Annotated in this window: 16 protein-coding genes; 3 read left to right on the forward strand and 13 right to left on the reverse strand. The window is 66.4% G+C overall.

The genetic code is table 11. From position 1 onward, the window contains the following. Nucleotides 1-692: 692 nt before the first annotated feature. Nucleotides 693-1208, reverse strand: a complete 516-nt coding sequence (locus ACODSO_RS20855; RefSeq protein ID WP_068367960.1) for a hypothetical protein — start codon at nucleotides 1206-1208, stop codon at nucleotides 693-695. Nucleotides 1209-1473: 265 nt separating this feature from the next. Between ACODSO_RS20855 and mobF the strand changes: the two genes are divergently transcribed. Further along, complete coding sequence (gene mobF / locus ACODSO_RS20860; RefSeq protein WP_489038623.1) at nucleotides 1474-5580, forward strand: MobF family relaxase; 4107 nt, start codon at nucleotides 1474-1476, stop codon at nucleotides 5578-5580. 577 nt (nucleotides 5581-6157) lie between these two features. Here mobF and ACODSO_RS20865 read toward each other — a convergent pair. Next, nucleotides 6158-7396 (reverse strand): EAL domain-containing protein, encoded by a 1239-nt coding sequence (locus tag ACODSO_RS20865; RefSeq protein ID WP_489038624.1) that lies wholly within the window; start codon nucleotides 7394-7396, stop codon nucleotides 6158-6160. 250 nt (nucleotides 7397-7646) lie between these two features. Between ACODSO_RS20865 and ACODSO_RS20870 the strand changes: the two genes are divergently transcribed. Next, entirely contained in the window at nucleotides 7647-8675 is a 1029-nt protein-coding gene (locus ACODSO_RS20870) for an Rv1355c family protein (RefSeq protein ID WP_489038625.1), read from the forward strand. 78 nt (nucleotides 8676-8753) lie between these two features. Continuing rightward, a complete protein-coding gene (locus ACODSO_RS20875; RefSeq protein ID WP_489038626.1) occupies nucleotides 8754-9923 on the forward strand; it encodes a GGDEF domain-containing protein in 1170 nt (389 codons plus the stop codon). A gap of 12 nt (nucleotides 9924-9935) precedes the next feature. On the opposite strand, the gene ACODSO_RS20880 is transcribed toward ACODSO_RS20875, so the two are convergent. The 11 genes from ACODSO_RS20880 to ACODSO_RS20930 form a co-directional block, all read right to left on the reverse strand. Continuing rightward, entirely contained in the window at nucleotides 9936-10745 is an 810-nt protein-coding gene (locus ACODSO_RS20880; protein WP_231912299.1) for a hypothetical protein, read from the reverse strand. 346 nt (nucleotides 10746-11091) lie between these two features. After that, nucleotides 11092-11688, reverse strand: a complete 597-nt coding sequence (locus ACODSO_RS20885; protein WP_489038627.1) for a DUF4913 domain-containing protein — start codon at nucleotides 11686-11688, stop codon at nucleotides 11092-11094. 29 nt (nucleotides 11689-11717) lie between these two features. Next, nucleotides 11718-13565 (reverse strand): type IV secretory system conjugative DNA transfer family protein, encoded by a 1848-nt coding sequence (locus ACODSO_RS20890; RefSeq protein ID WP_068368135.1) that lies wholly within the window; start codon nucleotides 13563-13565, stop codon nucleotides 11718-11720. Beyond that, a complete protein-coding gene (locus ACODSO_RS20895) occupies nucleotides 13562-14383 on the reverse strand; it encodes a methyltransferase (protein ID WP_489038628.1) in 822 nt (273 codons plus the stop codon). Before ACODSO_RS20895 ends, ACODSO_RS20890 begins: the two co-directional genes overlap by 4 nt. Continuing rightward, on the reverse strand, nucleotides 14380-15864 hold the full coding sequence (locus tag ACODSO_RS20900; protein ID WP_489038629.1) for an ATP/GTP-binding protein: 1485 nt from the start codon (nucleotides 15862-15864) through the stop codon (nucleotides 14380-14382). The genes ACODSO_RS20895 and ACODSO_RS20900 overlap by 4 nt, the downstream gene beginning before the upstream one ends. 14 nt (nucleotides 15865-15878) lie before the next feature. Next, nucleotides 15879-17465 (reverse strand): SCO6880 family protein, encoded by a 1587-nt coding sequence (locus ACODSO_RS20905; protein WP_489038630.1) that lies wholly within the window; start codon nucleotides 17463-17465, stop codon nucleotides 15879-15881. Between the two features lie 3 nt (nucleotides 17466-17468). Continuing rightward, nucleotides 17469-19658 (reverse strand): hypothetical protein, encoded by a 2190-nt coding sequence (locus ACODSO_RS20910; RefSeq protein ID WP_489038631.1) that lies wholly within the window; start codon nucleotides 19656-19658, stop codon nucleotides 17469-17471. 8 nt (nucleotides 19659-19666) lie between these two features. Further along, nucleotides 19667-20407 carry a DUF8175 domain-containg protein gene (locus tag ACODSO_RS20915; protein WP_489038632.1) on the reverse strand — a complete coding sequence of 247 codons (741 nt, stop codon included), beginning with the start codon at nucleotides 20405-20407 and terminating at the stop codon, nucleotides 19667-19669. 73 nt (nucleotides 20408-20480) lie between these two features. Further along, nucleotides 20481-20894 carry a hypothetical protein gene (locus ACODSO_RS20920; RefSeq protein ID WP_489038634.1) on the reverse strand — a complete coding sequence of 138 codons (414 nt, stop codon included), beginning with the start codon at nucleotides 20892-20894 and terminating at the stop codon, nucleotides 20481-20483. Nucleotides 20895-20952: 58 nt separating this feature from the next. Beyond that, entirely contained in the window at nucleotides 20953-21543 is a 591-nt protein-coding gene (locus ACODSO_RS20925; RefSeq protein ID WP_068368149.1) for a hypothetical protein, read from the reverse strand. Continuing rightward, on the reverse strand, nucleotides 21540-23231 hold the full coding sequence (locus ACODSO_RS20930; RefSeq protein WP_489038636.1) for a peptidoglycan DD-metalloendopeptidase family protein: 1692 nt from the start codon (nucleotides 23229-23231) through the stop codon (nucleotides 21540-21542). Before ACODSO_RS20930 ends, ACODSO_RS20925 begins: the two co-directional genes overlap by 4 nt. Nucleotides 23232-23344: the final 113 nt, after the last annotated feature.

Here is a 23344-nt window from a genome sequence, read left to right on the forward strand (position 1 = left end):
GGGTGGGGACTTTCACCTGGCCACCAGCGGGGACTTCAACTTGGCCATTGACAATCCAGAGGCAGCACCACTGTCCGCCCGCACGATCTCCAATGAGCCTCACCGCCGCGCTCCGCGAGACGATCGGCGAACCGGTAGAGCCCTATGGTCGCTGCAAGATGCACCGGCACCTGCGCGGAGAGGGGCATAACGCGGCCGTCTGCACGGTCGAGCAAGTGATGAACGACGAGGGCATGTTTCGGCCTCGTCCGAGGCAGGTTGCACCGAACCCTGCCGCAAGGCGGCATGAATTTTACTCGGGCCCCTGAACTGCACGCGACAGTTTGGCCGTTGAACTCTCAGAGCGGAACCGGCACAGGCGCTACGACGTGGCGGTGCGAAGCTGTGCACACGCTGCGAGCAACATCTGACCCACTTCGCAAGCTCGGCACGTGCAGACTTCGACGGAGTATCAGAAGGTGGCACGCAACGCGCCGGCCACGGCAGCGACGAAGAATGCGAACACCATTGACGCAACGAACCTACCGACACGAAGCACACCTCCGGCGACGAGTCCCGTTGCCCGCAGAGGAGCGAACCGCCACCCAGTCTCGTATTTGCCCGCGCGCCACAGCGCTCTTCCGACGATCAAGCACATGGCAACAAGTGCGATGACGATTGTTCACCTCCTACTTGCTAGCTTCGCTCGTTTGTCAGGCATTGCTGCGCCCGCCCGCTTCATCGGCCTGGGCGAACTCATCAATCGATGGCTCTGCAGTCGCACTCGATGCGGAATCGCTATGGCCCCTGTAGCTCTCCTCCGTACTAGCTGGGCCGTAAACGCCATCCTCTGCAGCCGCACCGATATCGGGGCTTGCGGTCGCACGTGACGCCATTGTCGATTTGACCAACCGCGTCGCTTCGGGCACTGAAAGATCCACCAAGGCCGCGATGCTGGCGTATGTTTCACCGCGTTTCTTGAGCTCGGCCAGTGCTCTTGCGCGTCTCTCATACGCCTCATCGAGTTTGGTTTCCGCGTCCCGCCGCAACCGCTCGATCCTCGCAGTCACATCGTCGTTGATTTTTTGTTCGTCGCGGGTCGCATCGAAATACGAAATCAAATCCTGCTCCTGATCCTTCATGCGCAACTGTGCGTCCGACAATCGCTGCGCATTCGCCCGCCGAGCCCGTTCCCGAGCGCTGACCGGTCCACCGTTTAAGGGAGTCATGCGGGACAGGCTACCGCCGACATGCCGGTCGAAGAAAGAGTGTCACGTGCCCAGACGCGCCTTGATTCAACTGTCCTGCTACAGCTTTCGTCCCTCAAGGTCCATATACGTTCTGATTCGTCCGAAATCCAGATACTATCGACTTCAGATTTCCTGTAACCGTCTGCGAAATAACAAAGTAAACGCCACACACCTCTTGCACTATTAGTGTCCATGGGCGGAATCTGCGTACTATCGCGACTGTGCCGCGCGATTCAGAAACAGAATGCGAGCGAGATCGGCCCGTGAGATCTCGTCGCACACGGGCTCGCGGGCGGCGATGCCCGCGATGATGACCGTTCACGCGCTGCACGCGGGCGACGGCTACACCTACCTCACCCGCGAAGTCGCCAGCGCAGACATTCGCCTCGAACGCGGCCAAGACCTCACCGACTACTACGCCGCCGAAGGCACCGAACCGGGCACTTGGGGAGGGCGAGCCGCGGCCGAACTCGGCGTATCCGGGTACGTCCGCGAGGACCAGATGAAAGCCCTGTTCGGCGAGGGCCTGCACCCCGAAGCCCAGGCGCTGATCGAGGCCGCCATCCTCGACGGTACGACGGCGAACGCGGCTATCGAGAGCGTGCGGCTGGGCCGCAAGTTCGCGAGCTTCCGCAACGAGGTGCCACTGATGAAGCGCATCCGCGCCGAGATCGACAAGGAGCGCGCCGCCGGCGGAAAGTCGCTCACCGCCGAGCAGTGCCAGCAAATCCGTTACCGCGTCGGAGCCGACGAGTTCCACCGCGAAGTCGGTCGATCACCGGCCAGCGAAGCCGAGCTCGTCCGCTACATCGCCTCGCAGCAGCGCCGCGAACGCCAACCCGTCGCCGGCTACGACTGCGTGTTCACTCCACAGAAATCTGTGTCGGTTCTCTGGGGCCTAGGCGACGACGACATCCGTGTCGCGGTCGAGCGTGCACACAGCGCCGCGGTGAGCGATGCCATCGGCTGGGTCGAGGACAACGCCTCCTACACCCGCGTCGGCAAAGCCGGTGTCGGACAGATCGAATCGACCGGCCTGATGTACACCCGGTTCGATCACCGCGACAACCGCAACGGTGACCCGAACCTGCACACCCACGTCGCGATCTCCACCAAAGTGCAAGGCATCGACGGCAAATGGCGCAGCCTCGACGGCCGCGTGCTGCACAAGCTCGCCGTCGCCGCATCCGAGCGCTACAACACCCTCATCGAGGAGTACGTCACCCGCGAACTCGGCACCGTGTTCGCCGACCGACCCGGCACCGGAATCAACAAACGCGCCGTCCGCGAAATCGAGGGCATCCCCACCGCACTGCTCAGCGAGTTCTCCCGCCGCGACGCCATCGAGTCACGCCTGGAAAAGCTCGTGTCGGACTACCGCAAGACCCACGGCAAAGACCCCTCGACCGCAGTGCAGATGCGCCTCGCCGACCAAGCGACCCTGGAGACCCGCAAAGAGAAAGCACCACCGAAATCGCTCGGTGCCCAACGCGCGGAATGGCGCGAACGTGCACTCGACGGCGTCGGCCGACGGGCCCTGAACTCCGCCTTGAAGACGAGCACCGGGAACACGATCACCGTCACCGATGCCGCCTCGATCGACCACCGCGAGATCGCCCGCACCGCTGTCGCACGTATCGCACAGCGACGCTCGAGCTGGAATCGCTGGCACATCCAAGCCGAAGTCCAACGACAACTGCGGCCGCTGGTGTTCGCGACCGCGGCCGAGCGTGACGCGGTCGCCGAGAAGGTCACCGAAGCCGCCCTCGGCGCGGAGTCCATCCGGTTGACTCACCAGGTCGACGCGACACCGAAGGCGCTGCAGCGCAGTGACGGGGCGTCGATTCTGACCGTGCACGGCAACGAGACCTACACCAGCGCAGCGATCCTCGCCGCCGAACACCGCCTCGTCGGTGCCGCCCACACCCCGACCGCAGTGATGGCACCTGCCCACGCCTACGCCGCCGCCCTCGCCGCGCACACCCAACGAAAAGGGTGGGACCTCGGCGCGGACAAGAAGGAACTTGTCGAGCATTTCCTGTTCTCCGGTGCGCTCCTGGCTGCCGGTGTCGGTCCGGCCGGCACCGGCAAGACCACCGCCATGCGGGTGGTCGTTGATGCCTGGCGCAGCACCGGATACGACGTGATCGCCCTCGGGCCGTCCGCGAAAGCCGCCGGCGTCCTCGGCGAGGAACTCGGTGTCACCGGCCGCACCATCGCCGACGTCCTCACCCGCTACGAGAACGAACTCGACACCGGCATCAGCCCGGGGTCGATGATCCTCGTCGACGAAGCAGGCATGGCCTCGACACACGATCTGGACCGGTTGACCTACATCGCCGCCGAGCACGGCGCAGTGGTCCGACTGCTCGGTGACCCTCAGCAGCTCGCCGCCGTCGATACGGGCGGTGCACTGCGGCTGGTCGCCCGGTCGAGCGCGGCACCGGAACTGGTCGACGTTCATCGCTTCCGCGACAAGGAAGAGGCCGAGATCTCGCTGCGACTGCGTGACGGTGATACCTCCGTCGCCGCCTGGTACGCCGCGAAAGACCGCGTGCAGCACGGCATGGCCGACGACCTCGCCGAGAAGGTCTTCACCGCCTGGGCGAAGACCTCGGACACCGACACGACGTCGCTGATGATCGCCAGCAGCAACCACGCCGTCCGAGACCTCAACGACCGGGCCCGCACCGAACGACTCGCCAAGGGACTGGTCAAGAAGGGCGGCAACGACCTGTCCGACGGACTGCGCGCCAGCGCAGGGGACCGCATCGTCACCCGCCGCAACGACACCAGCCTGCGAGTCACCGGCACACGTGGGGAACGAGTCCGCAACGGCGACCTGTGGACGGTCAAGACCGCACACCGCGACGGATCGCTGACCGTGCGCCACCTCGAACACGGCGGACGCATCCGCCTGCCGGCCGACTACGTCAAAGAGCACTGCGAGCTCGGCTACGCCGCCACCATCCACCGCTCCCAAGGCATGACCGTCGACCAGGTCCACGTCCTCGTCGACGACACCATGAACCGGCAAGCCCTCTACGTCGCACTTACACGCGGCCGCGACGGAAACCAGCTCTACGTGCCCATCGACCGGATCGTCGACCCGCACCTGATCCACGTGCACCCGGACAAGAAGATCGCCGACGAAGTCGTGCGGACCATCATCGGCCGCGACGGCTCGGACGTCTCGGCGACCGAACAGCAACGCGACGCCGCCGTCGCGCACCGCAAGCTCGACTACAACGTGGGCGGATACGAGTACGCGGGCGAACTCATCGACGCGCACCGCATCGAAGCGATTGTCCGCGAGAACATGGGCCCGGAGTTTGCGAACACGATGATCGCCGAAGCCGAATGGGACACCTTCGTCCACCAGTACCGCCGCGCCGAGCAGCTCGGCCTCGACGCCGCCCCCACCCTCGCCGCCGCACGCTCGGAGCGCGAACTCGCCAGCGCAGACTCCGTCTCCGCCGTGATGCACTGGCGACTCGAAAAGCACATCGAGAACGGTGCGGACGAGATGCGCGTGTGGGCGCAAAGCATCGAACCGACGCTGCGCACCCAGTTCGGTGAGCACGCCGACACGATCCTCGGCGACGACGGGGCGTGGCCCGACCTCGCCGCCCACCTACGCAATGCCGAACGCGCCGGCAAAGACCCCCACGCCGCGATCGTGGAACTGCGCCGCGGTGTCACCGACCCCGACCCGAGTGCAGCGGATCTACTCGACGACGCCGAACGCCGCTGGCCCCTCGGCCGAGAAGCACGCGACCACAGTGCCCCGAGTTGGGTCCTGCCGCCGATGCAGGACCGTGAGGGAATCGACCCCGAACTCGTCGCCTGGAGCTGCCGCCGATACACCGAGATCGCCGAACGCACCCGCGAGCTCGGACAGCACGCCGTCGACGAACAACCCGCCTGGACCCGCCACCTCGGCGAGGTTCCCGACTCCGGCGGTGCCCGACTGCGCTGGCAGATCACCGCCGGCCAAGTCGGGGCCTACCGAGAACAATTCGGCATCGACACCGACCGCACTCTCATCGGCGATCGACCCGAACACGGGGAAGCGGCTCGCGCGTGGGATCAAGTCAACGCCCGCATCAAGACGATCACCGCACCCGTGTTGGAGCCCGCACACGCACGCCCCGGACAGCAGTCGGCACCGACTCCACAACCTGCGACACCCGATCCGATCGTCGACACGGACCGGGCGCGCCGAGAGGCTGCAGAGCAACGCGCGGCAGAACAACGCCGCCTCGGCGAGCAACGCAAAGCCGAACGCCGCGAACAACTACGCCAGCAGCAAGCCCGACGACCCGGACCGACCCGCGGACCACGCATCTAGGACCGGGCATCCGCACCTTTGGTCCACCGCGACGTCGGGATACTCGAACCAGCGTGGGCAGAGCACCCGGTTCTTGCCCACACTGGTCGAGTGCTGGCGGGCGAGGATCCCGCCGACATTCTGCGAACCAGTTCTCCAAGGTCGGAAACTTCGTCGACGGTGCCTGCCGCTCGACGTGGTCGTCCCGATGGAACGCGCCGGGCGCGGTTGTAAGAAACGGCTCCTCGTAGACGGCCGCGATGGCGTGTATTCGATCGAGGACGTGGATCTGCGTTTGTCGGCGATACCGTACAGCTCGAAGGATGCGTTGATCGCGTCGGCGTTGGGTCCGTCCAACCACTAGACCTTCTTTACCAGTACCGGACTGTTCCGAAGTCTGCACCAGTGCAGGCGTTTTCGATACGGCAGCGAGATCGTTGGGGTCAGTATCGCCGCTATCGACCAGGACTGGGACTTCGACGACGATCTCGAACATTCCGCCGCTGCGGGAGGTCGACCTTCGGCAGGACATCGGCGTTCGGCAAGTATTCGAGATTCGAGGTGTCAGCCCAGCCCGCTCGACGTATGCGGGTGGGATTTAAGGGTCGGTGGGGCTCGTACTGTTCACGATGAGCGTGTGTGCGGCGGCGCAGACCTGGGCTGGATCGACGGTGAAGAAGTACATCCACTGACTGGACGGTGAGACTGAATTGTCAGGGTCGATCGGACGCGCGACCAGGGCGCAGTAGAACCGTTGGCCGATGACGGCGACGGCACCGATTCTTTCCGACGGCTGAACCAGATCGGCATGGCGTACCCCGTCGGTGGCGGAGAACAGTGCGCGGGGTGCATCGAGAGCCTCGATATACGGGTGTTCGAGGGCGAGTTGCTGCAGTTTGCGCGCCATGTCTGCGCTGCACAATTCCGGTTCGCGGAACGCGACGACGATCGTCAGAGTCTCGGTGGTAGTCATCGCGAAGTCGAGCAAATGGTCGGAGATGGACGTGAGGAGCGAGATCGACGTCGTGTCGGTGGCGCGGTCGTCGAGAATGTCCGTCAACGGTCTCGTCACAGGAGGGCGTGGCTGCACAGGAAAGGAGAAGGTCGGGGATGCATCGAGGGGGCCGGGACGGCCGAGATGAAACCCTTGCCCGTAGTCGGCACCCCACGCCAAGGCTTTGTCCTTCTGTCTCCCGGTTTCGATTCCTTCGGCGATGAGTGTCACCTCGAACCGGCTCGAGTATGCGAGCACGGCGAGCAAAGTGGCGAGCTTGTCGCCGGGGAGGTCGTCGTCGAGCAACGATCTGTCGAGTTTGATCACTTCCGGTGCCAGAAGGGGCAGAACCACCATCGAGTCGGGGTCGGCACCGACGTCGTCGAGAGCGATGATGATGCCGTCGCGTCGAAGTCGGTCGGCTGATCGGAGTAACCGCGCCGGATCTGTGAGCAGGGAGCGTTCAGCGAATTCCGCGACGGGCCGAACCTGCGACCCGCCTCCGCGCAACAGTTCGCTGAGGTGACGGGCCGAGGTCGATGACTTCTCGGAGGACATCGCTTCGGCTTCGATGTTGACGAACAACGTACGCGGCGCGTGGTCTGCAGGGGTGGACTGTGCCGCTGCGGCGACTGCCGACGCTATGCATCTACGGTCCAATTCCTCGGCCATCCCCATGGTCCGAGCGATATCGAAGATCTGTTCCGGCGAGGTGTCCGGAAACGCCGGCCACCGGGTGAGTGCCTCGTGCGCGACGACCAGCCCGGTCCTTGAGTCGACGATCGGCTGAAAGACTGAGATCAGTGAGCTGAAACGCTCATCGAAGTCATCGTCGACTCCCAACTTTCACCTCATATCCTCGATCCAAGTGCTGCACATGCACAAAGACTTCCGTTCCCTGCGCCGAGGGACGCGGGGGCGTTGCCTGGATACGGACTTTGCCACAGTGGTCATGTCGGCGACTGCGTTGCTTCCGACCCGCATTGCCGAAGAGTCTTTAGTAACGTGAAGCAGTCTGACGTGCCTCAGAATGTCGGACATGATCGGCGTTGCTTGTCGTCGACAGTCATTCGAAGGATGCGGAGCATCAGCAATGTCAGAGCACAGAGTGTTCGATCCGTCCGAGCGTGAACACGACTCGATCGTCCGTGGTCTGATCGACGATCCCGCCATCGGCGTCGTCGACACGACACCCGACCAGTTGGCCTCGCTTCGTGGGCTAATTCCTGCGATCGCCGGCGACCTCGCGGAAGAGCCACGGTGGGTGTACTACCCATGGCGGCGCTCACTGGTGCGGGTCCTCGGTCCAGGCGGCTTCGATCGGCTGCGACTGGACCGCAACAGAAACAAGATCACCACCGAAGAGCAAGCTCGGTTCAGAGGTCTGCGGGTGGGAATCGTCGGGCTGAGTGTCGGTCATGCCGTCGCACATACCCTCGCACTGGAGGGATTGTGCGGGGAGTTGCGTCTGGCCGACTTCGACGAGCTCGATCTGTCGAATCTCAACCGCGTCCCGACTTCGGTGCTCGATCTGGGCGTGAACAAGGCGGTCGTGGCGGCCAGACGAATTTCCGAGCTCGACCCCTATCTGAATGTGCAGGTCTTCGCGAACGGTGTGACGGCCGAGACGCTCGGTGGCTTTCTCGACGGACTCGATCTCGTCGTCGAGGAATGCGACTCGATCGACACCAAATTGCTGGTCCGCCACCACGCCCGCGCCCGAGGTATTCCTGTGGTGATGGAGACCAGCGACGGAGGCGTCCTCGATATCGAACGCTTCGATCTCGAACCCGACCGACCGGTGTTTCACGGACTGCTCGGCGAAATGGACACCGCGGATCTGGCCGACATGACCATCGAGCAGAAGAGCACAATTGCAGCGACGTTGCTCGAACCGAGCAAGCTGACCCCTCGAATGATTGCGTCGGTGCCGGAGATCGGGCGCACGCTCTCGACGTGGCCCCAGCTCGGCGGAGACGTCGCACTCGGGGGTGCCGCTGTAACCGCTGCCGTGAGGGCATTCGGCCGAGGCGAAGCACTCCCTTCAGGTCGGCGGCGGATCGATCTGGATGGGTTGGTACGCACCGGCCTCGACCCTGCCGCCGGTCCTGCAAACGTGTGAGCGGGCGCACCACCGGCGAGGAGCTCCGACAGATACTGTTTGTGGGGTTCGCCCAACCCTGATCCGAGGAATCATCCGATGAACGTGATCGACCAGTCGCCTCGTCGGCGCACGAACTTCTGGCGATCACGGCTCGACACCCGCACGGCCGCAGTCATCGCGAGCGCCACCGGTGCGGTGCCGCTGTTGGCCATTGCGCTGCTGTCACCGACATTCCTACGGCCGAACGCACTTCCGGTTCTCATCGCCGTGCTGACGTTCACCGCAGTCACCGTGCTTTTCGCCGCCAAGGTGGGGCGGTTGAGCGAACGCCAATTCGCGGTCCTGGGTTTCGGGGGTATGACCGGAGTCGCGATCAGTGCCTACCTGATCGCGGATCCGGCAGGAACGCGTGCGGTCACCTCGATGTTGGCCATCGTTCCGGCCATCGCCGCATCGAGCTCACCACCACGTGTGACTGCCGGCCTGTCCGCGGTCTCGGTGGTGATGGCCACTGCACTGTCGGTGATCAGTGTGGGGTCTTCCGGGTGGGCGGTGACTGCGGTCGCTATCGGTGCCGCCGTGACCACGGTGCTGGTGCCGGTCGCGCTTATCGGTGGCCTGCGCCGAACACTGTCGGTGGTCAACCGGAAACTGCAACAACTGGCCGACACGGATCCGCTGACCGGTCTAGTCAATCGACGCGGACTGCTGTCGAACGCCGGGATCCTGGTGCACGAGGCCTGCGAGCGAGGGAAACCGTTGTCTGCGCTCGTAGTCGACGTCGACTACTTCAAGGCCGTCAACGACACGGCCGGTCACACAGCCGGCGACCGAACGCTCGCCGCGGTTGCCGCTACCCTGGCGAATGCGGTGCGCGCGGTGGTCGGCGCATCGGATGCGGTGGTTGCCCGGACCGGCGGCGAAGAGTTCCTGATCCTTGCCACACACCGAGAGGATCACGAGCTCACGCGGCGGATACTCGACCGAGTCCGGTCCGACTGCACGGTGACCGTGAGTATCGGAACGGTGACTGTGGACGTGCGACCGGCCGCGTCCGATGACGGTGCGTCACACGCGACGGGCTTCGCTTCGACCGAATCGGGCGGTCTCGATCAGGTACTCGATGCAGTCGTCCGCGCCGCTGATGCCGCGCTCTACCGAGCCAAGACCGACGGCCGAGACCGCGCCTGCCACGCGGGGACCTTGACGATCAGCTGGCAGGGCTCCGTACAGGGTCGGCAACACGAAAATGGTCGAGGCCAGTGATGTAGCGAGCCGCTATGCCACGAACGGGACGTGCCGATCGTCCCCACACAGTGCGCGGACCTCGTCGACCATCGAGCGCCACACCTCGGGCTGCGCGGCCTGCGCGAGGGTAGTTCGGTCCCACCACATCATGACGGTCCGGTACTGCTCGCTCGGATATGCGGCAGCGGGGATGCCGTGGTCGATCCGCCCACCGGAACTCTCCCACAAACGCAGGACGTGATCGGCCGCGCTGGCGAACAGGTACCGGCTGCCGGTCAATTCGAGCGTCGGCAACGCTGTTCGAGCCAGGACATTCGACACCGTCCGCCCTGCGGCCCCCGCATCGACCCACGCGCTTTTCATTTCCACGATTCCGTGGGGAAGTCGAGACCGAAGCAGGTCGGTAACCGGTGCCAGTCCGGGCGAGTCCTTCCACTCGGTGAGGACATGGGATTGCTCGACCATCGCGTACGGCCCCTGGGCTCGAACGCCGCCGAGCATCTCTCCTGCCTCATCGCACACCACGTAGAACAGTGCTGTCGTTGCGCCGGAAGCCACTTCTTCCATGTCGAGAGCCGCGGTGACACCGTGGCGTGAATACGACTCCCACGCTCCTTCGACGTAGCGGGACCACAGTTCCGGGGAGCCCGACGGCGTCGCGGCTGTCAATGTCAGGGCTCCGTCCGCGCAGGGCGTCGACCGGTGGACGGAGTCCAGCCGTCTCCGCTGGGCACGGACAAGGCTCGTGCTGTCCGCCGGTGCGTTGCGTACAGAGCCAGGGCGGCCTGCGTACTCGATGATGCGTGCCGAGGGCGTGCTGGGGAGGATGGGGGTCGTCATCGATGAGCTCCTGAGGGGGTGTTGCCCGATAACCCTTCTAAGGCATGTCGCGCATGTGTTCGATCTGAAACAGCTGTCAAAGCCATTGTGCAACAAACAAGATTGCTGTCCGGTGTAACGCCATGAAACATACTTCTGGTCTGTTCGAGGAGGTTGAATGTGTTGTGTCACTAAGCCGTCAGCAAGGAAGCCGCAAGATTTATGACTTATCACATCGCCCGGATGTAGGAGGCCTCCGCGAGGACTTGTCGACAAGGTTCGGCCCACTCGCCGCCGCACCCGCAGTCAATCGGCGATGCTGCATTCGGCCCGGAACGTATGGCACGGCGGCCACGCTCGCTTCCGGTCAGGTGGAGGGAACCCAGGCACCCGCGTGGGCGTTGAAGGTCCATTCGATGCCCTCGAAGCTGACGGGGCTGTCGGGGTCGGCGGCGTCCAGTGGTTCGGCGAGGCCGGAGTCGATGGCCATGTCCATATCGTTGGCGGGGATGGTGCGCACTTCCTCGGCGGCAGTGACGTCGGCGACCGGTGCAGGCGGGGCCGGGGCCGGGGCCGGTTCGGGGCGGGCGTTGACGTCGGCGTCGACGAACTCCTCGATGCCGGCGAGCGTGGCCGGCGGCATTGGCCGGTGCGCGCATCGATCGTGGGTGCAGCTGTCGAAGTCCGAGATGTCACGGATACGTGTCATGAGCGGCCGGAACCACTGGGTATGCCAGGCGGTGAGGTCGTCCCGGTAGCCGTCACCGCGATAGTAGGCATCGGTCCACGCCGCCATCAGGGCGCTCAGTTCCTCGACGACGGGATCGTGGCGGTACCAGCACGGCGGAATCTTGGTGCCGAGCTCGTAGCGCCCGCGCAGCCAGGTGGTCCAGTCGATCAGCTCCGACCACAGCGCCCGCGCCTGCTCGGCGTCGAGGTAGCGCCAGGTGAACCGTGACGGCACCAGCTCATCCTGCTCGGCCCCCGGTGCGGTCACGACAGTGTCGTCCCGTCACTGACCTTGTCGAGCACCACCGCGCCGGACTCGGCCTCGGTACGAGGTGCGGTGCCCGACGCCACGATCTCGTCGAACACCTTCTGCGATTGCAGCACCGCGGCACGTGATGGTTTCTCGTCCCACACCGTCGGCAGGTGCACCAGGATCGGCGGCGCGGTCCGATAGATCAGCAGGCCTTGATCGGGGTCCATCTGACGGATCTGCGCCGGCGACATCACCGGTACTTCCCGCAGCGTCGGGCCGGACTGGGCGTTGCCGGAGGGCTGCCACTCGTATCGGTCGCCGAGCATCTTCGAGATCGCCTGCAGCTCGTCGCCTTTGAGGCCGGGAAGGATCAGCCGGGCGGGGGAGTTGTCGGCGAACATCTTGCCGGCGACCGCGCCCCAGCGGAGCTTGTTCTGCTCTTCGTTGTGGGCGTAGGCGTGGATGGTGATGCCGCGGCCGCCCGAGTCCGACATCAGATCCGGCAGGCCCGGGATCGGGGCGACGTTGTTGACTTCGTCGAGCTCGAATCGGATCGGGGGATCGAATCGGCCACCGGGTAGGGACTGCGAATGCCGGTCGGCGAGGTAGTGCACTTCGCTGGCCAGGGCCGCGATGAACGGTGCCGCAGAGTTGTCTTTGCCCTTCGACACCAGATACAGCGTGTCCGTGCCGGATCGAATGAACTCGTCGATGTCGAACGACTCGTGCATCGGTACGTCGACGGCCTCGAGCAGTGCGGGGGAGGCGAGCGGGGCGAGGAGTCGGCTGGCCGCGCCGATCATGTCGTCGGAGGAGTCCGATCCGGAGTCGAGGATCTGGCCGAGTTCGGCTTCCCAGCCGGGCATCGTCCGCATGAGGATCTCGCGTGGTTCGCGGCCTTTGCGCGAGTTCACCCACACGCGCAGCGTGGCCAGGTTCGCGCCGCTGATCGCGGCCGCGTGCAGGTAGCAGCGCAGCAGCACGACTGCTTTGTCTTCCCAGTAGCCGCCGTTCTTGGTGTCTCCCATCGGCATTGCCGACACCAGGCTCTGTGCGCGGCGGATCGCCACGTCCGGATCCTGGCAGCCGGAGAGGATCGACCAGCGGATCGGGTCGGGCCATCCGGTGATGTTGTCCGGATCGAAGATCGACACCCGCCCGAGCGCGGCGCGGTGCTCGTACGTCGCCGAGATCAGATCCACTTTCGTCGACGTCACGAGCAGGGTGCCAGGTGCGTCCATGCAGCGCTGATACGCCACGCGCCAGGTCTTACCCGAGCCGGTGACGCCCTCGACGAGCATGCAGTCGTTCTGCTTGATGTAGACGAACCTGTCGGGGTCGACCATGTTGCGGCCCAACGCGATCGCGACCTCGCTCGCGGCCAGTCTCGAGGCCCGCGTGCCCTTCAACGACGAACGGGTGGCGACGGCAGCGGTGCGGACACTCTTCTCGTCGATGCCTGCTCGGGCGAGCTCACGTCGGCCGGCGAATCCACGTTGCGCCTGATCGCGGTGGTGCTGCCAGTCGTCGATCTCGGAGTTGATCCACAGGGCTACAGCGGTATACAGCGCACCGAGCACCAGAATGCACACCCAGGTCACCCACGCCGGGCCCGGCTGCGCGGTTGCCGGCCACGCAGCCGCGGGGTCCGACGGGTTCGTGACCAATCCGCGGAAGATCGAGAACAGCTCACCGAGGCTGGTGGGCATCGCGATCACCTTGCCCGAGACCAGCGAGGAGACCATGCCGCCTCCGGCGACAGCGAACACGAGCCCCACGATTACAGCGGCACCGACCCACACTTCGGACGGAAAGAACGGATTGCTGGGCCTGCGGGGAGGGGATTGCATCGCACTCATCGAACTGTCCTGTCTTCGGTGGAAGGGACACGGCGGGAATAGCTTTCGAGCACGAGCAGCTCGGCGGCGAGGCCGACGGCGCAGTCCGCGTCGGCTACCGGGTCGAGCGCGGCGAGGTTGGCTCGTAGCTGCGTGATCCGGATGTACCGGGCCACCGCGGCGGCGTCGGTATCGGAGACCGGGGCCAGATGGGTGATCTCGTACCGCCCCTGGTCGGGGAGATAGGTCACGGTGGCCGGGCTGCGTCGACCACTGCGCTCGGTGATCGAGCGGGCGAGGTCGTGCGCGAGGCGGTGCGCGAGGTCCGGTGCCCATTGTCCGAGCAGCAGTGTCGAGTTCGGCAGCGGGTCGGGCCGAGTCGAGAGCACACGCACGTCGACCCCGGCTTCCGCAATCGCACGGCCATCGGGGCCGACGCTGCCCTGCCACTGGATCGGCAGGGCGACCTCGTCGACGGCGGCACGCAGGCAGCCCGGTGCCGGTATCCGCATCGGATCTCCGCCGAGATCGAGTGCCGGCGCGATCCGCGCTTTCCGGACGCCGACGCTGTAGACCGGGATGGCGGCGAGGGCGCAAGCGATCTCGCCGGGGGTACCGGACACACAGACCTCGTCGTCCCCGTCGACAGCGATGGTGACGGTGATGTCGGCGCGGCGGGCCGCAAAGGTAGCGATGACGGCGAATCGTGCTGCGGCGGAGGCCGATGCGAACCGGCCCCCGGTCGAGCTGGTGTCGTCGGCGTACCCGATTGGCGCCGGCGAGCTCACGCGCACGTCGATGGTGCGGGATCGCCGGGCCGCTGGCGAGGAGGTGTTCATGCTGGCTTGACTCCTTTGACGGCGGCGTCGGTGTCGGTGAGGGCGATCTCCTGCGGGGAGCGAACGTGTTCCATCAGGATCGGATCGGACGAGCCAATCTTGACCAGGCATTCGCCCTGGCCCAGGCCCATGATGATGTCGACCGATCCGGGCGGCAGGTGATACATCTCCGCTGTCTCGCGGGCATCGTCGAAGCGTTCCTGCGCGAACAGGAACACGATTCCCGCCTCCTGCATCAGGGCACGCGCGGGGGAGTCGTGGGACATGTCCGAGGGGTGATGAAACGCCGAGACGGTCGACAGACCCAGTCCGCGAGAGAGTTTCATGTTCGACCGGAACACCGCGCCGGTCGATCCTTCGGCGACGTGCCAGCCTTCCTCGACGATGAGAATGGTCTGCTTGGACACCGACGAACGCGCCGCGAGCAGGTTCGCCAACCAGGTGTTGATCACGGTCATCACCACCCGCAGCGCAGGCCCTTCGGTCGGCAACGCGGAGACGTCGAAATGCGCGAACGGATGCTCGAGCGCGGCCCGGACCTCCGGGGAGGTTTCCGCGTCGACGAGGCCCTTCAGATCCCGGTCGACCAGACGCAGCAGGGCCAAGCCCGGCTCGTAACCCCATTCGAGCGAGCGCTCGGACCAGCGGTCACCGAAATACGTGCCGTCGTCGGTGGACGGCTCGACGAGGCGGCGCGCGAGATCCTTGAGCACCGGTGCACGACCGGTCGCGGCAGCGTCGGCGTTGACCAGCTCCAACGCTCGGCCGACGGCGCTCTTCTCCGGTGTGGTCAGCGGGCGTTCCATCGTGTCGGCGAGGACGGCGAGCACGAGGGCTTCCTGACCGGCCGGGGTGACACCGTCCAGGCCCCCGGCGTGTTCACCGCCGGTGGTGATCGCCGGGTCGAGCAGGTTCAGTCGCGCCCCGCCGCCACCGGTTTTGAACCGGACCGATTCCACCTCGAGGGTGCGGGCGAAGATGGAGTACTCGCCTTCGCTGCCCTGGCGTTTCTTGTCGATGACCACTACCTGTCGGCCGAAGATGATCTGCCGCCACAAAAACGCGGTCTTGATCATCGAGGACTTGCCCTTGCCGATGTCTCCGACCACGCAGACGTTGATATTGGAGATGTCGGTGCCGTAGAGCTCGAACGGATCGGTGATCACCAGGTCCTGGGAAATCCGGTTCAGGCCGGTCACCGCTCCCTGGTGGCGGGCACTGCGGCGGCTGATGGCCAGATTCAGCGCTTCGGACTGCCTGGTCGTACTCCACGCGCCTTCGGTGCGGGGTTCGTACCAGCCGTAGCGGTCGAGGAGCGTGAACCGCCGAGGCGGCTTACGGCGGGCAATCCGCTTGGGGATCGCCTCCGCGGCCTCGAGGACGGCGGCGGAGTCGCCGAGCAGGCGGGGGCGCGGCGATCGGGCCGGCTGCCCGGTCGCGGCCGGTCGGGTGGACGGACGACGGGTGGTGTGTTGCGGCATCGAAATCTCCTGGGCTACGTGGTGTAGCGCGTCACGGCGAGACCGCGAGCGAAGGGCAGGGTGGTGAACAGGGCGACGTCGTGCATGTCGTCCTGCCAGGTGATGGTTTTGATTCCTGACTCGTCGGCGGCTTCCTCCACGCGCGTGCACGCCTGCTCGAGGTCGTCTTCGTCGCGTCCGGTGACCGCGATCGACAGGGAGTAGATGGTGCCGTGATGGCCCGAGCCCGGCATCAGATCGGTGCGTCGACGCCCGGACGCGGTGGCCATCACTTCGGCCGAGCCGTCGCCGGTGATGCCTTTGCGTGCTGCGCTTTCCTGCGCCGCCTTGTCCTGGGTGAAGTCCTGACTGGCCGCTTCCCGGGCGACGGCGTCGGGCACGAAATCGACTCGGACACTGACTGTTCGGATCGTCGGTGAGGGCGGGTTCTCGTCGTCGCCGATGTCGGGGGCGACCCCGGTCAGCAGCGGTGCGAGCCACAACGGGCCCAGCGGAATGGGTTCGATGCTCGCCGGCGGGAGGAACCCGACACGGGTGTGCCAGCGTCCGGATACCACCACCGAGTCGTGGCCACCGACGTAGGAGGGCCAGCAGTTCGACCACCGCGCCCCTTGGTGACGATCGAGTGGGTTCGACGGGTCGACGAAGGCGCGGATCAACGCACAGGTGCGCTGCTCACCGAGGACCTGGACGCGGCCCATGCCGGCGGCGACGAGTTTGCTCACCGCGCGCATCGTCTCGTCGCGGATCACTTGGGCGACACCGCCTTCGAATCGGGCACCTTTCCCGCCCGCCGCCCGCGCGGCCGCGTCCTCGAAGTGGTCGGTCTGGGGGAATTTGAGCACCACGTACGCCCGGTGCTCTTCCGAGTGCGGCCGGATGGTGTCGATGAGGTCGCCGTAGGACTCCACCGGTGCCCGCAGACGCATGTCGCCGAGCTTCTCGATCTCCCGCTCGACCCAGTCCTCGTGCATGGTCAGATCCGCGGGAATGGAGCGGTGGATCAACTGCGTTCCGCGGATGAGCGAGGTCTTGCGGGCCATCGAGGCGCTGAACAGACCGAACTTCTCCGATGTCGTCGCCCAGGCCGCGTCGGTGCGCAGCCCGCCGGCCAGGCCCTGCACGGACAGTACGACCGTGTAGTAGGCCCGCTCGCCGGGGTTCGCGGTGCGGACGATGAACATCTCGTCCAGGCCGGTGCCCGCGACGTCGAGCGGTGCGGTCCGCCCGAGCGGGACCGGGTACTCCCAGCCGGGGTCGAGATCGGTGATCCCGTAGGCGGGGTCGTCGGCGTTGCGGTAGACGTGCTCCCCGCGCCGCATCCGCGACCAGTTCCGCAGTCGGTGCATCTGCCGCGCCGCCAGGGAGGTGTCGCCGAATTCGTACGTCGAGGCGAACACCCCGACGTAGAACACGGCCACGAGCCCGACGGTCATCGCGCCGCCACCGGCCGCGAAGTAGTACACGACGCCGATGATCAGGGCAGCGGTCCAGGTGATGAGCACCGGTGCCGAGATCCCGGTCATGCCGCGGCGGGCGATCTCACCGCCCAGGATGGAGGTTCTCTGCTCGCTGTCGTGCTCGACGGTCTCGGTCGACATCGCTTACCTGCCTTCGGCTTCGGACGGTGCGGACTCGGCACTGGATTTGGCTTTGTTCATTGCCGCTGCTGCGGACTGAGCGGCGATCGGCACCGCTGCTGCCCCGGCCGAGGCGACCGTCGCGGCCGATCCCGTCGCGAGCTTTCCGCCGAGTCGGCCGGCCATTCCCATGGTCGAGCGCTTCGGTGTCGACGTCCCGCCCTTGTCGGTGCCGCCGCTGTGGGCGGTCCCGGTGGTGTGGCCTGGGGTGGAGTTGGTCGACGGCGTCGAGTGCGTGGATCGGGTGGCCTTGTCGACGCCGTCGCCGGAGCGGGTCGAGCGCGGTGTGACGGTCGACCCGCCTCCGCCGCCGCCGCCTCCGCCTCCGCCTCCGCCGCTGCGGCTGCGGAACAGGGCCGAGCTGCCCACGCCTCCGATGACACCACCGGCGACGGAGCCACCGCCGCCGAATCCTTCGGAGTCGGCTTTGGTCGGCAGGATCGGTGCCCACTTGAGCATCGCCCACGGTGCCAGGCCGACGACGACCATCGAGGCACCGACGAGCACGAGAGCGCCGAGCGAGGTCAGGTCGCCCGAGCCGCCGCCGCCCGAGAGCAGAGCGTTGTTGGCCCCGGCGAGCACGATCGCGATGAGCAGGAACAGCATCGGCTTGCTGAGCACGATGCCGACGAACGTGAACAGTGGCCGCAGCGCTTTGGTCCGCCACGTCGGGTGCACCCACATGCCGTAGCCGATTCCGGCGACGCACGCGGTCAGCGGAAGCCCGATCTGGTGCATGAGCAGACCCAGGTAGACCGACATCGCGCCGAGCAGCAGGATGCCGAAGAAGACCAGGCCGACGATCGAGCCGCCGACGACGGTGTCCTTGTTCAGCGTGCCCATCGTGGCGTAGATGTTTTCCACCATCTCGGTGATCGTGGAGCCGCTGAAACTGGCGATGCCCTCGGTGAGCACTGTCGCGAACTCGATCAGCAGTTGAGCCAGGGCCAGGGAGAACAGCATCATCACCACCCCGGCGGGCATGTAGCCGAAGACGTTGGCCACCAGCTCCGACGGCGAGCCCTTGTGCCGTGATCGCATGATCGCCAGCAGTACCGCGAGCGACATGACCATGATTCCCAGACCCGTCGATGCGGCGTAGTAGGTCACGAACCACTGCTGGGTGGGATCGAAGTCGCCGGTCGAGGTCAACCCACGCAGCACGGCATCGGTGAGTGAGAGTGCCCCGCTCTTGGTGGCGTTGACCCAGTCGTCGATGACGGTGGTCGGGTCGGTGACGAAGTCGACGACGTCGTTCGCTGCCCCCGAGATCCAGGAGAATGCCTGCAGGTAGGCCTTGCCGAGCTTGTACTGAGGGGTGGCGGCGATGACCTTGCCGAGGGTGTCGTCCAGGCGTTCGGTGAACGAGGTGTTCTTGTCGATCCAGTTCGCGGTGCCGGCGAACAATCGTCCGATCGACAGGTTCCAGTCCTGGCAGCGGCTGGCATCTGCCCGTTCGGCTTTCGAGCAGTCGACGAAGAACGCGTGCATGCAGTACTGGTCGCCCGAACCCTGCGAGCACGGGTCCGACCAGGCGGCGTCGGGCACCTTGTCGGCACCGGGCAGCGCCTTGATCGCGGTGAGCGAGTCCGCGTCCGGGCTCTGCGCCCAGGCGAAGCCCCATGTGCCCCATTCCTTGGTGCCCCACCGGGCGAGGTCGGCGGCGCAGGTTCCGGTCGGTGGGTGAAAGCTGGTGTCTCCGGCCGGAAACACCGTCGGCAGAGCGTCGGCGGGTGGTTCGGTCCCGTCGGCGACGGCCTGACGGGTGATCTCGGCCGTGGCCTGGGCCTGCGGGTCGGAGCCGACCGCGCTCGCACCGCCGAGCATGACGGCTTTGTTCTCGTCCGATGCGGTCCAGTACAGGAGCCGGTTTTCGTTCGTGAGTGCTTGGGAGATATAGGTTCCCAGGTCGCCGCCGTGGTCTGCGCAGTTGCCCGTGAACCAGGGCCCGCTCCGAAATTCCTCGGTGCCGCCGATGAATTTCTTGAGATCGTCCGGGAAGTGCGCGGGCAGCCTCGATGCCGGTTGTTGGGCGGTGACCGCCCCCGGTGCGGGGGCGGGAACGGCGGAAGGCTGGGCGAGCGCAACAGCGGGTGATCCGAACAGTGCCACCAGTGCGGCGGTGACCGCGATGAGAACGAGACGGCGAATCATGTTCTCTCCTAGTCGATGTAGAAGGTGTAGTACCCGGCGGTCAGTTGACCGCCGAGCGCGGAATCAGCGGCCGGGTAGGACGCGTCTTCCGGTCGCGGGCCCTGGCGGTAGGACCAGTCCTTGGCCTTCCAGTCCCCGTCCTGCCAGACCAACGAGATGTCGGTGGTCGCCCACAGAGTGCTCACGGCGACGGTGCCGGTGTTGTTGATGTCGGACTGGGTGGTGGTCATCGACCACACCGAGATCTGCGCGGCGTCGGGGCTGAACGAGGACACGTGCACCGCGGCCGGCAGGGTGTTCATCACGTCGCTGCTCTCGTCGCGGTTGCTGCCGAGTTCGATCTCGCGGGCCAGTTCGGCACCGGGGTCGGCGGCGATCATCGTCGGGCGGACATCGTTCATGTCGATGCGGCCCTGGCTGGCCTGATCGAACGCTTGGAGCACGTTCACCGCGGCCGTCGATGCGCCTTGGGTGTCGCGGGTGTAGCCGCTGGGGACACCGTTGTTGACGGTTGTGGGCCCGTGTACTGCGCGGATGGCATCGGAGCCACCGCCGCCGGAGTTGTCGGTGCTGCCCGACAGACCGACCACGATCACCGAGACGACGGCGAGGATCGCCAGGGCGACGGCCCCGAGAATGATCCAGCGTTTGGATCCGGACTTGCTGTCGGTCTGTCGATCACCGCCGACGTTCTCGGTGTTGGGGGAGCTGGGGGGTTCGGAGCCGACGTTGCGGTAGTCGATGGCCATGATGGGTAACTCGTTTCTGCGGACGGTGCCCGCGTCGGGGAGGCGTAAGAGTGGTGGTCAGAGCCGGGATCGGCTATGCGCCGGGCTGGACGAGGAGCAAGACTGCGCCGACGATCGGCGAGACAGCGGCCACTCCGCCCAAGATGATGAGGGAGAGCTTGAGATCCTCGCCCGCTTCGCTCAGATCGCTGGACATGCCGCGCTTGCGGGCTTTCTTGGAGGCAAGGAACGAGGTGAGCACCCACAGGCCCGCGAGGGCGATGCTGGCTCCCCAGATCGCCGCGAGCAGGCGCTTCCATGTCTGGTTCAGGGCGGGGCCGAACAAGCTGATGTCCGGGTTGACCCCGTCGTACGGGTTGACGGTCTGGGCGGCGGCGACTCCGCCGGCCAGGACGGTCAGCGCGGCGGTGAGGGCGAGGACGCCGAGGATCCGGCGTGCTCGGTGCTCGGTGCGGGTCGCGGGTGTGGTGACGGATTCTGTGTCCATCGGGGGTTCCTTTCCGAAACGGGTTGTTCTGCAGTGCCAGTGGATGTACGAGGTGGGGCTACTTGTCTTGAATGCGGCTCACCTCCCAGCCGTCGGAGCCGCGCCGCAGGATCATCGCGACGACCCGTTCGCTCACCGGTGCCCCGTCGATGGTTTGGGTGACGCGGTAGGAGCGGTAGGCCGTCGAATCGGTCTGTGGGGGAACGGGTTCGTCGTCGGCGACGAGATCGGGGGTCAGGACCGCGCCGCGCGCGGCCCAGGCCAGCCACTGCGCGCCGGGGCTCGATTGCGCTGTGGTGGAGGTGATCTCACGTGCGTACTCGGAGGTGAGGAGCGGTGCGGTGCGGGCGGCGGCATCGTTGGGTCCGGCGTCGACGGCGGTGTTCCAGGTGAACCAGACCGCCAACGCCGCGGTGGCCACCGAGTCCGGATCCTGCCGGTCCACCCCTGCCGCGATGTCGGGCAGCGCGGTCGCGGCCGGCGGCGGGGTCCGGGTGGGATCGCTGCCGCTCGGCGGGGGCGTACCCGGGGTCCACTGCTGCGCCGGGATCGACGGGGCATCGGCACCGCCGGTCTCCTGGCCACCGCACGCGGTGAGAACCGTTGCAGTGATGAGGATTACGGCGAACGCGGTGCGGGTGGTTCTCATCCGAATCTCCGTGCTGTCAGGCCGCTCGCGGGCGGGGTCCAGTCCGATACCTTCACGACGTCGCCGGACTCCGGTGCCTCGACGACCTTGTTTGCGCCGAGCCAGATGAAGATGTGGCCCGAGTGGGGTTGGATGATGTCGCCGGGAGCGAGCTCGCCGGGGGTGGCGATCACGCGGCCGCGGCTGTCGGCGATCTGCGCCGAGTCCTGGTGGGGGAGCACGATCGCGCCGCCGGAGGCTTGCGCGACGGCGTAGAGGACCAGTCCGGAGCAGTCGAAGCCGACCTTGTCGAAGTCGCCGATCATGTCTGCGCGGCCGCCGCCGTCGCTGACCCCGCGAGTGGGGCCGTTGCGGTCGCCTCCGCCCCAGGCGTAGGTGGTGCCGAGCCAGCGCATCGCGGCCGCGACGACGTTCTGACCGAACGGGCCACCGGGGACGATGCCCGGTGTGGCCTGGGGGACGGCGACGGAGAACGCTTCTGCTGCGCGGCGGGGAATCTTCGCGACGTAGTCGAGGGTTTCGGCGTTCTGGCACACCCGGCCCTGCGAGAGGGTCGCACCGGGCCCGCAGTTGTACATCGACAGGTACAGCTCGGTCAGGTCGCCGCTGACCTTGCCGGCGGCGAGCGAGTCCTTGGCGATGCCCGCCAGCTCGCAGTCGTAGGCGGCTTGGCTCATCACCGCGTCGGCGATGCTGCGGGTGTCCTTGCGTCCGTCTCCGTCGCCGTCGACGCCTTTCGCCGCCCACGTGGCGGGCATGAACTGCGCAGGCCCGTCCGCGCCCGATCCTGCGTTGTGGGCGTTGACATCGAACCCGCCCTCTTGTTCGAGCTGCGCGGCCACGACCGGGGCGGTGACTTCGGGGCACACGGTGCCGGCCTTGACGATCCACGGCTCGAAGTCCGCCGGCACCGACCCCGGTCGCAGTCCGGTCGAGCCGGCCGGGACACCGCATCCGGGTTTGATCGCGGCAGCGAGCTTGACCGATCGACTCGATACAGCGCTGGTGCTGGTGGTCGGGGTCGCGGCGGAGGTTCCGGCCGGTCCCGCCGCGAGAACGTCCACGCTCGGGGTCGGTGCGGTGGCACCGGCGGCGGCGAGCCAGGCAACGGGATCGACCGGACTCGATCCGGATGCGAGGCGCGTGCCGGGCCAGACCTCGAAATGCAGATGCGGCCCGGTGGATTGACCGGCGTTGCCGACACCGCCGATCGGATCACCGGCCTTGACGGTCTGGCCCGCGGTCACCCCGACGCCGTCGTCGTTCATGTGGCCGTAGACCGTCGAGAGCGACTGTCCGTCGACGGTGGTGTCGATGATGATCCAGTTGCCGAACCCGCTGGCGTGTTCGGCCTTGACGACCGTGCCGTCGGTGGCCGCATAGATCGGGGTCCCGATCGGGGCGGAATAGTCCTGGCCCTGGTGTCCTTCCGCTTCGCCGGTCACCGGATTGGTGCGGGCACCGAAACCGCTCGTGGCCTGATATGTGCCTTCACGCAGCGGCATCACCACTGTTCCCGAGTGCGGGGCCACCGCCGCCGCGCCGGCCTGCAGGCACGTGCCTTCGTCGACCGGCGGTGTGCGGTCACCGGAGAGGACCCCGAACATGCCGATCGCAGCGACGGCGGCGATCAGCAGCAGGCTCAGTGCGCCCGCACTGCCCCTGCTGCCCTGCTGTGATGCTGCCATCGGTGCATGTCCTCACGAATCGAAAGAATGATCAGTGCCCGCCCGGACACCTGTGGTGGTACGTGTAGTTCGGTTGTGGTGCTGTAGTTTTCGGTTGCTCTGCGTCATGCCCG

It is taken from the genome of Rhodococcus sp. FG69, assembly GCF_057808915.1.

Bases quoted from the DNA above. Each gene is read 5' to 3' on its own strand.
- ACODSO_RS20855 (WP_068367960.1), bottom strand. From the start codon at position 1,208: ATGACTCCCTTAAACGGTGGACCGGTCAGCGCTCGGGAACGGGCTCGG.
- mobF (WP_489038623.1), top strand. From the start codon at position 1,474: ATGCGAGCGAGATCGGCCCGTGAGATCTCGTCGCACACGGGCTCGCGG.
- ACODSO_RS20870 (WP_489038625.1), top strand. From the start codon at position 7,647: ATGTCAGAGCACAGAGTGTTCGATCCGTCCGAGCGTGAACACGACTCG.
- ACODSO_RS20875 (WP_489038626.1), top strand. From the start codon at position 8,754: ATGAACGTGATCGACCAGTCGCCTCGTCGGCGCACGAACTTCTGGCGA.
- ACODSO_RS20880 (WP_231912299.1), bottom strand. From the start codon at position 10,745: ATGACGACCCCCATCCTCCCCAGCACGCCCTCGGCACGCATCATCGAG.
- ACODSO_RS20890 (WP_068368135.1), bottom strand. From the start codon at position 13,565: ATGAGTGCGATGCAATCCCCTCCCCGCAGGCCCAGCAATCCGTTCTTT.
- ACODSO_RS20895 (WP_489038628.1), bottom strand. From the start codon at position 14,383: ATGAACACCTCCTCGCCAGCGGCCCGGCGATCCCGCACCATCGACGTG.
- ACODSO_RS20900 (WP_489038629.1), bottom strand. From the start codon at position 15,864: ATGCCGCAACACACCACCCGTCGTCCGTCCACCCGACCGGCCGCGACC.
- ACODSO_RS20905 (WP_489038630.1), bottom strand. From the start codon at position 17,465: ATGTCGACCGAGACCGTCGAGCACGACAGCGAGCAGAGAACCTCCATC.
- ACODSO_RS20910 (WP_489038631.1), bottom strand. From the start codon at position 19,658: ATGATTCGCCGTCTCGTTCTCATCGCGGTCACCGCCGCACTGGTGGCA.
- ACODSO_RS20915 (WP_489038632.1), bottom strand. From the start codon at position 20,407: ATGGCCATCGACTACCGCAACGTCGGCTCCGAACCCCCCAGCTCCCCC.
- ACODSO_RS20920 (WP_489038634.1), bottom strand. From the start codon at position 20,894: ATGGACACAGAATCCGTCACCACACCCGCGACCCGCACCGAGCACCGA.
- ACODSO_RS20925 (WP_068368149.1), bottom strand. From the start codon at position 21,543: ATGAGAACCACCCGCACCGCGTTCGCCGTAATCCTCATCACTGCAACG.
- ACODSO_RS20930 (WP_489038636.1), bottom strand. From the start codon at position 23,231: ATGGCAGCATCACAGCAGGGCAGCAGGGGCAGTGCGGGCGCACTGAGC.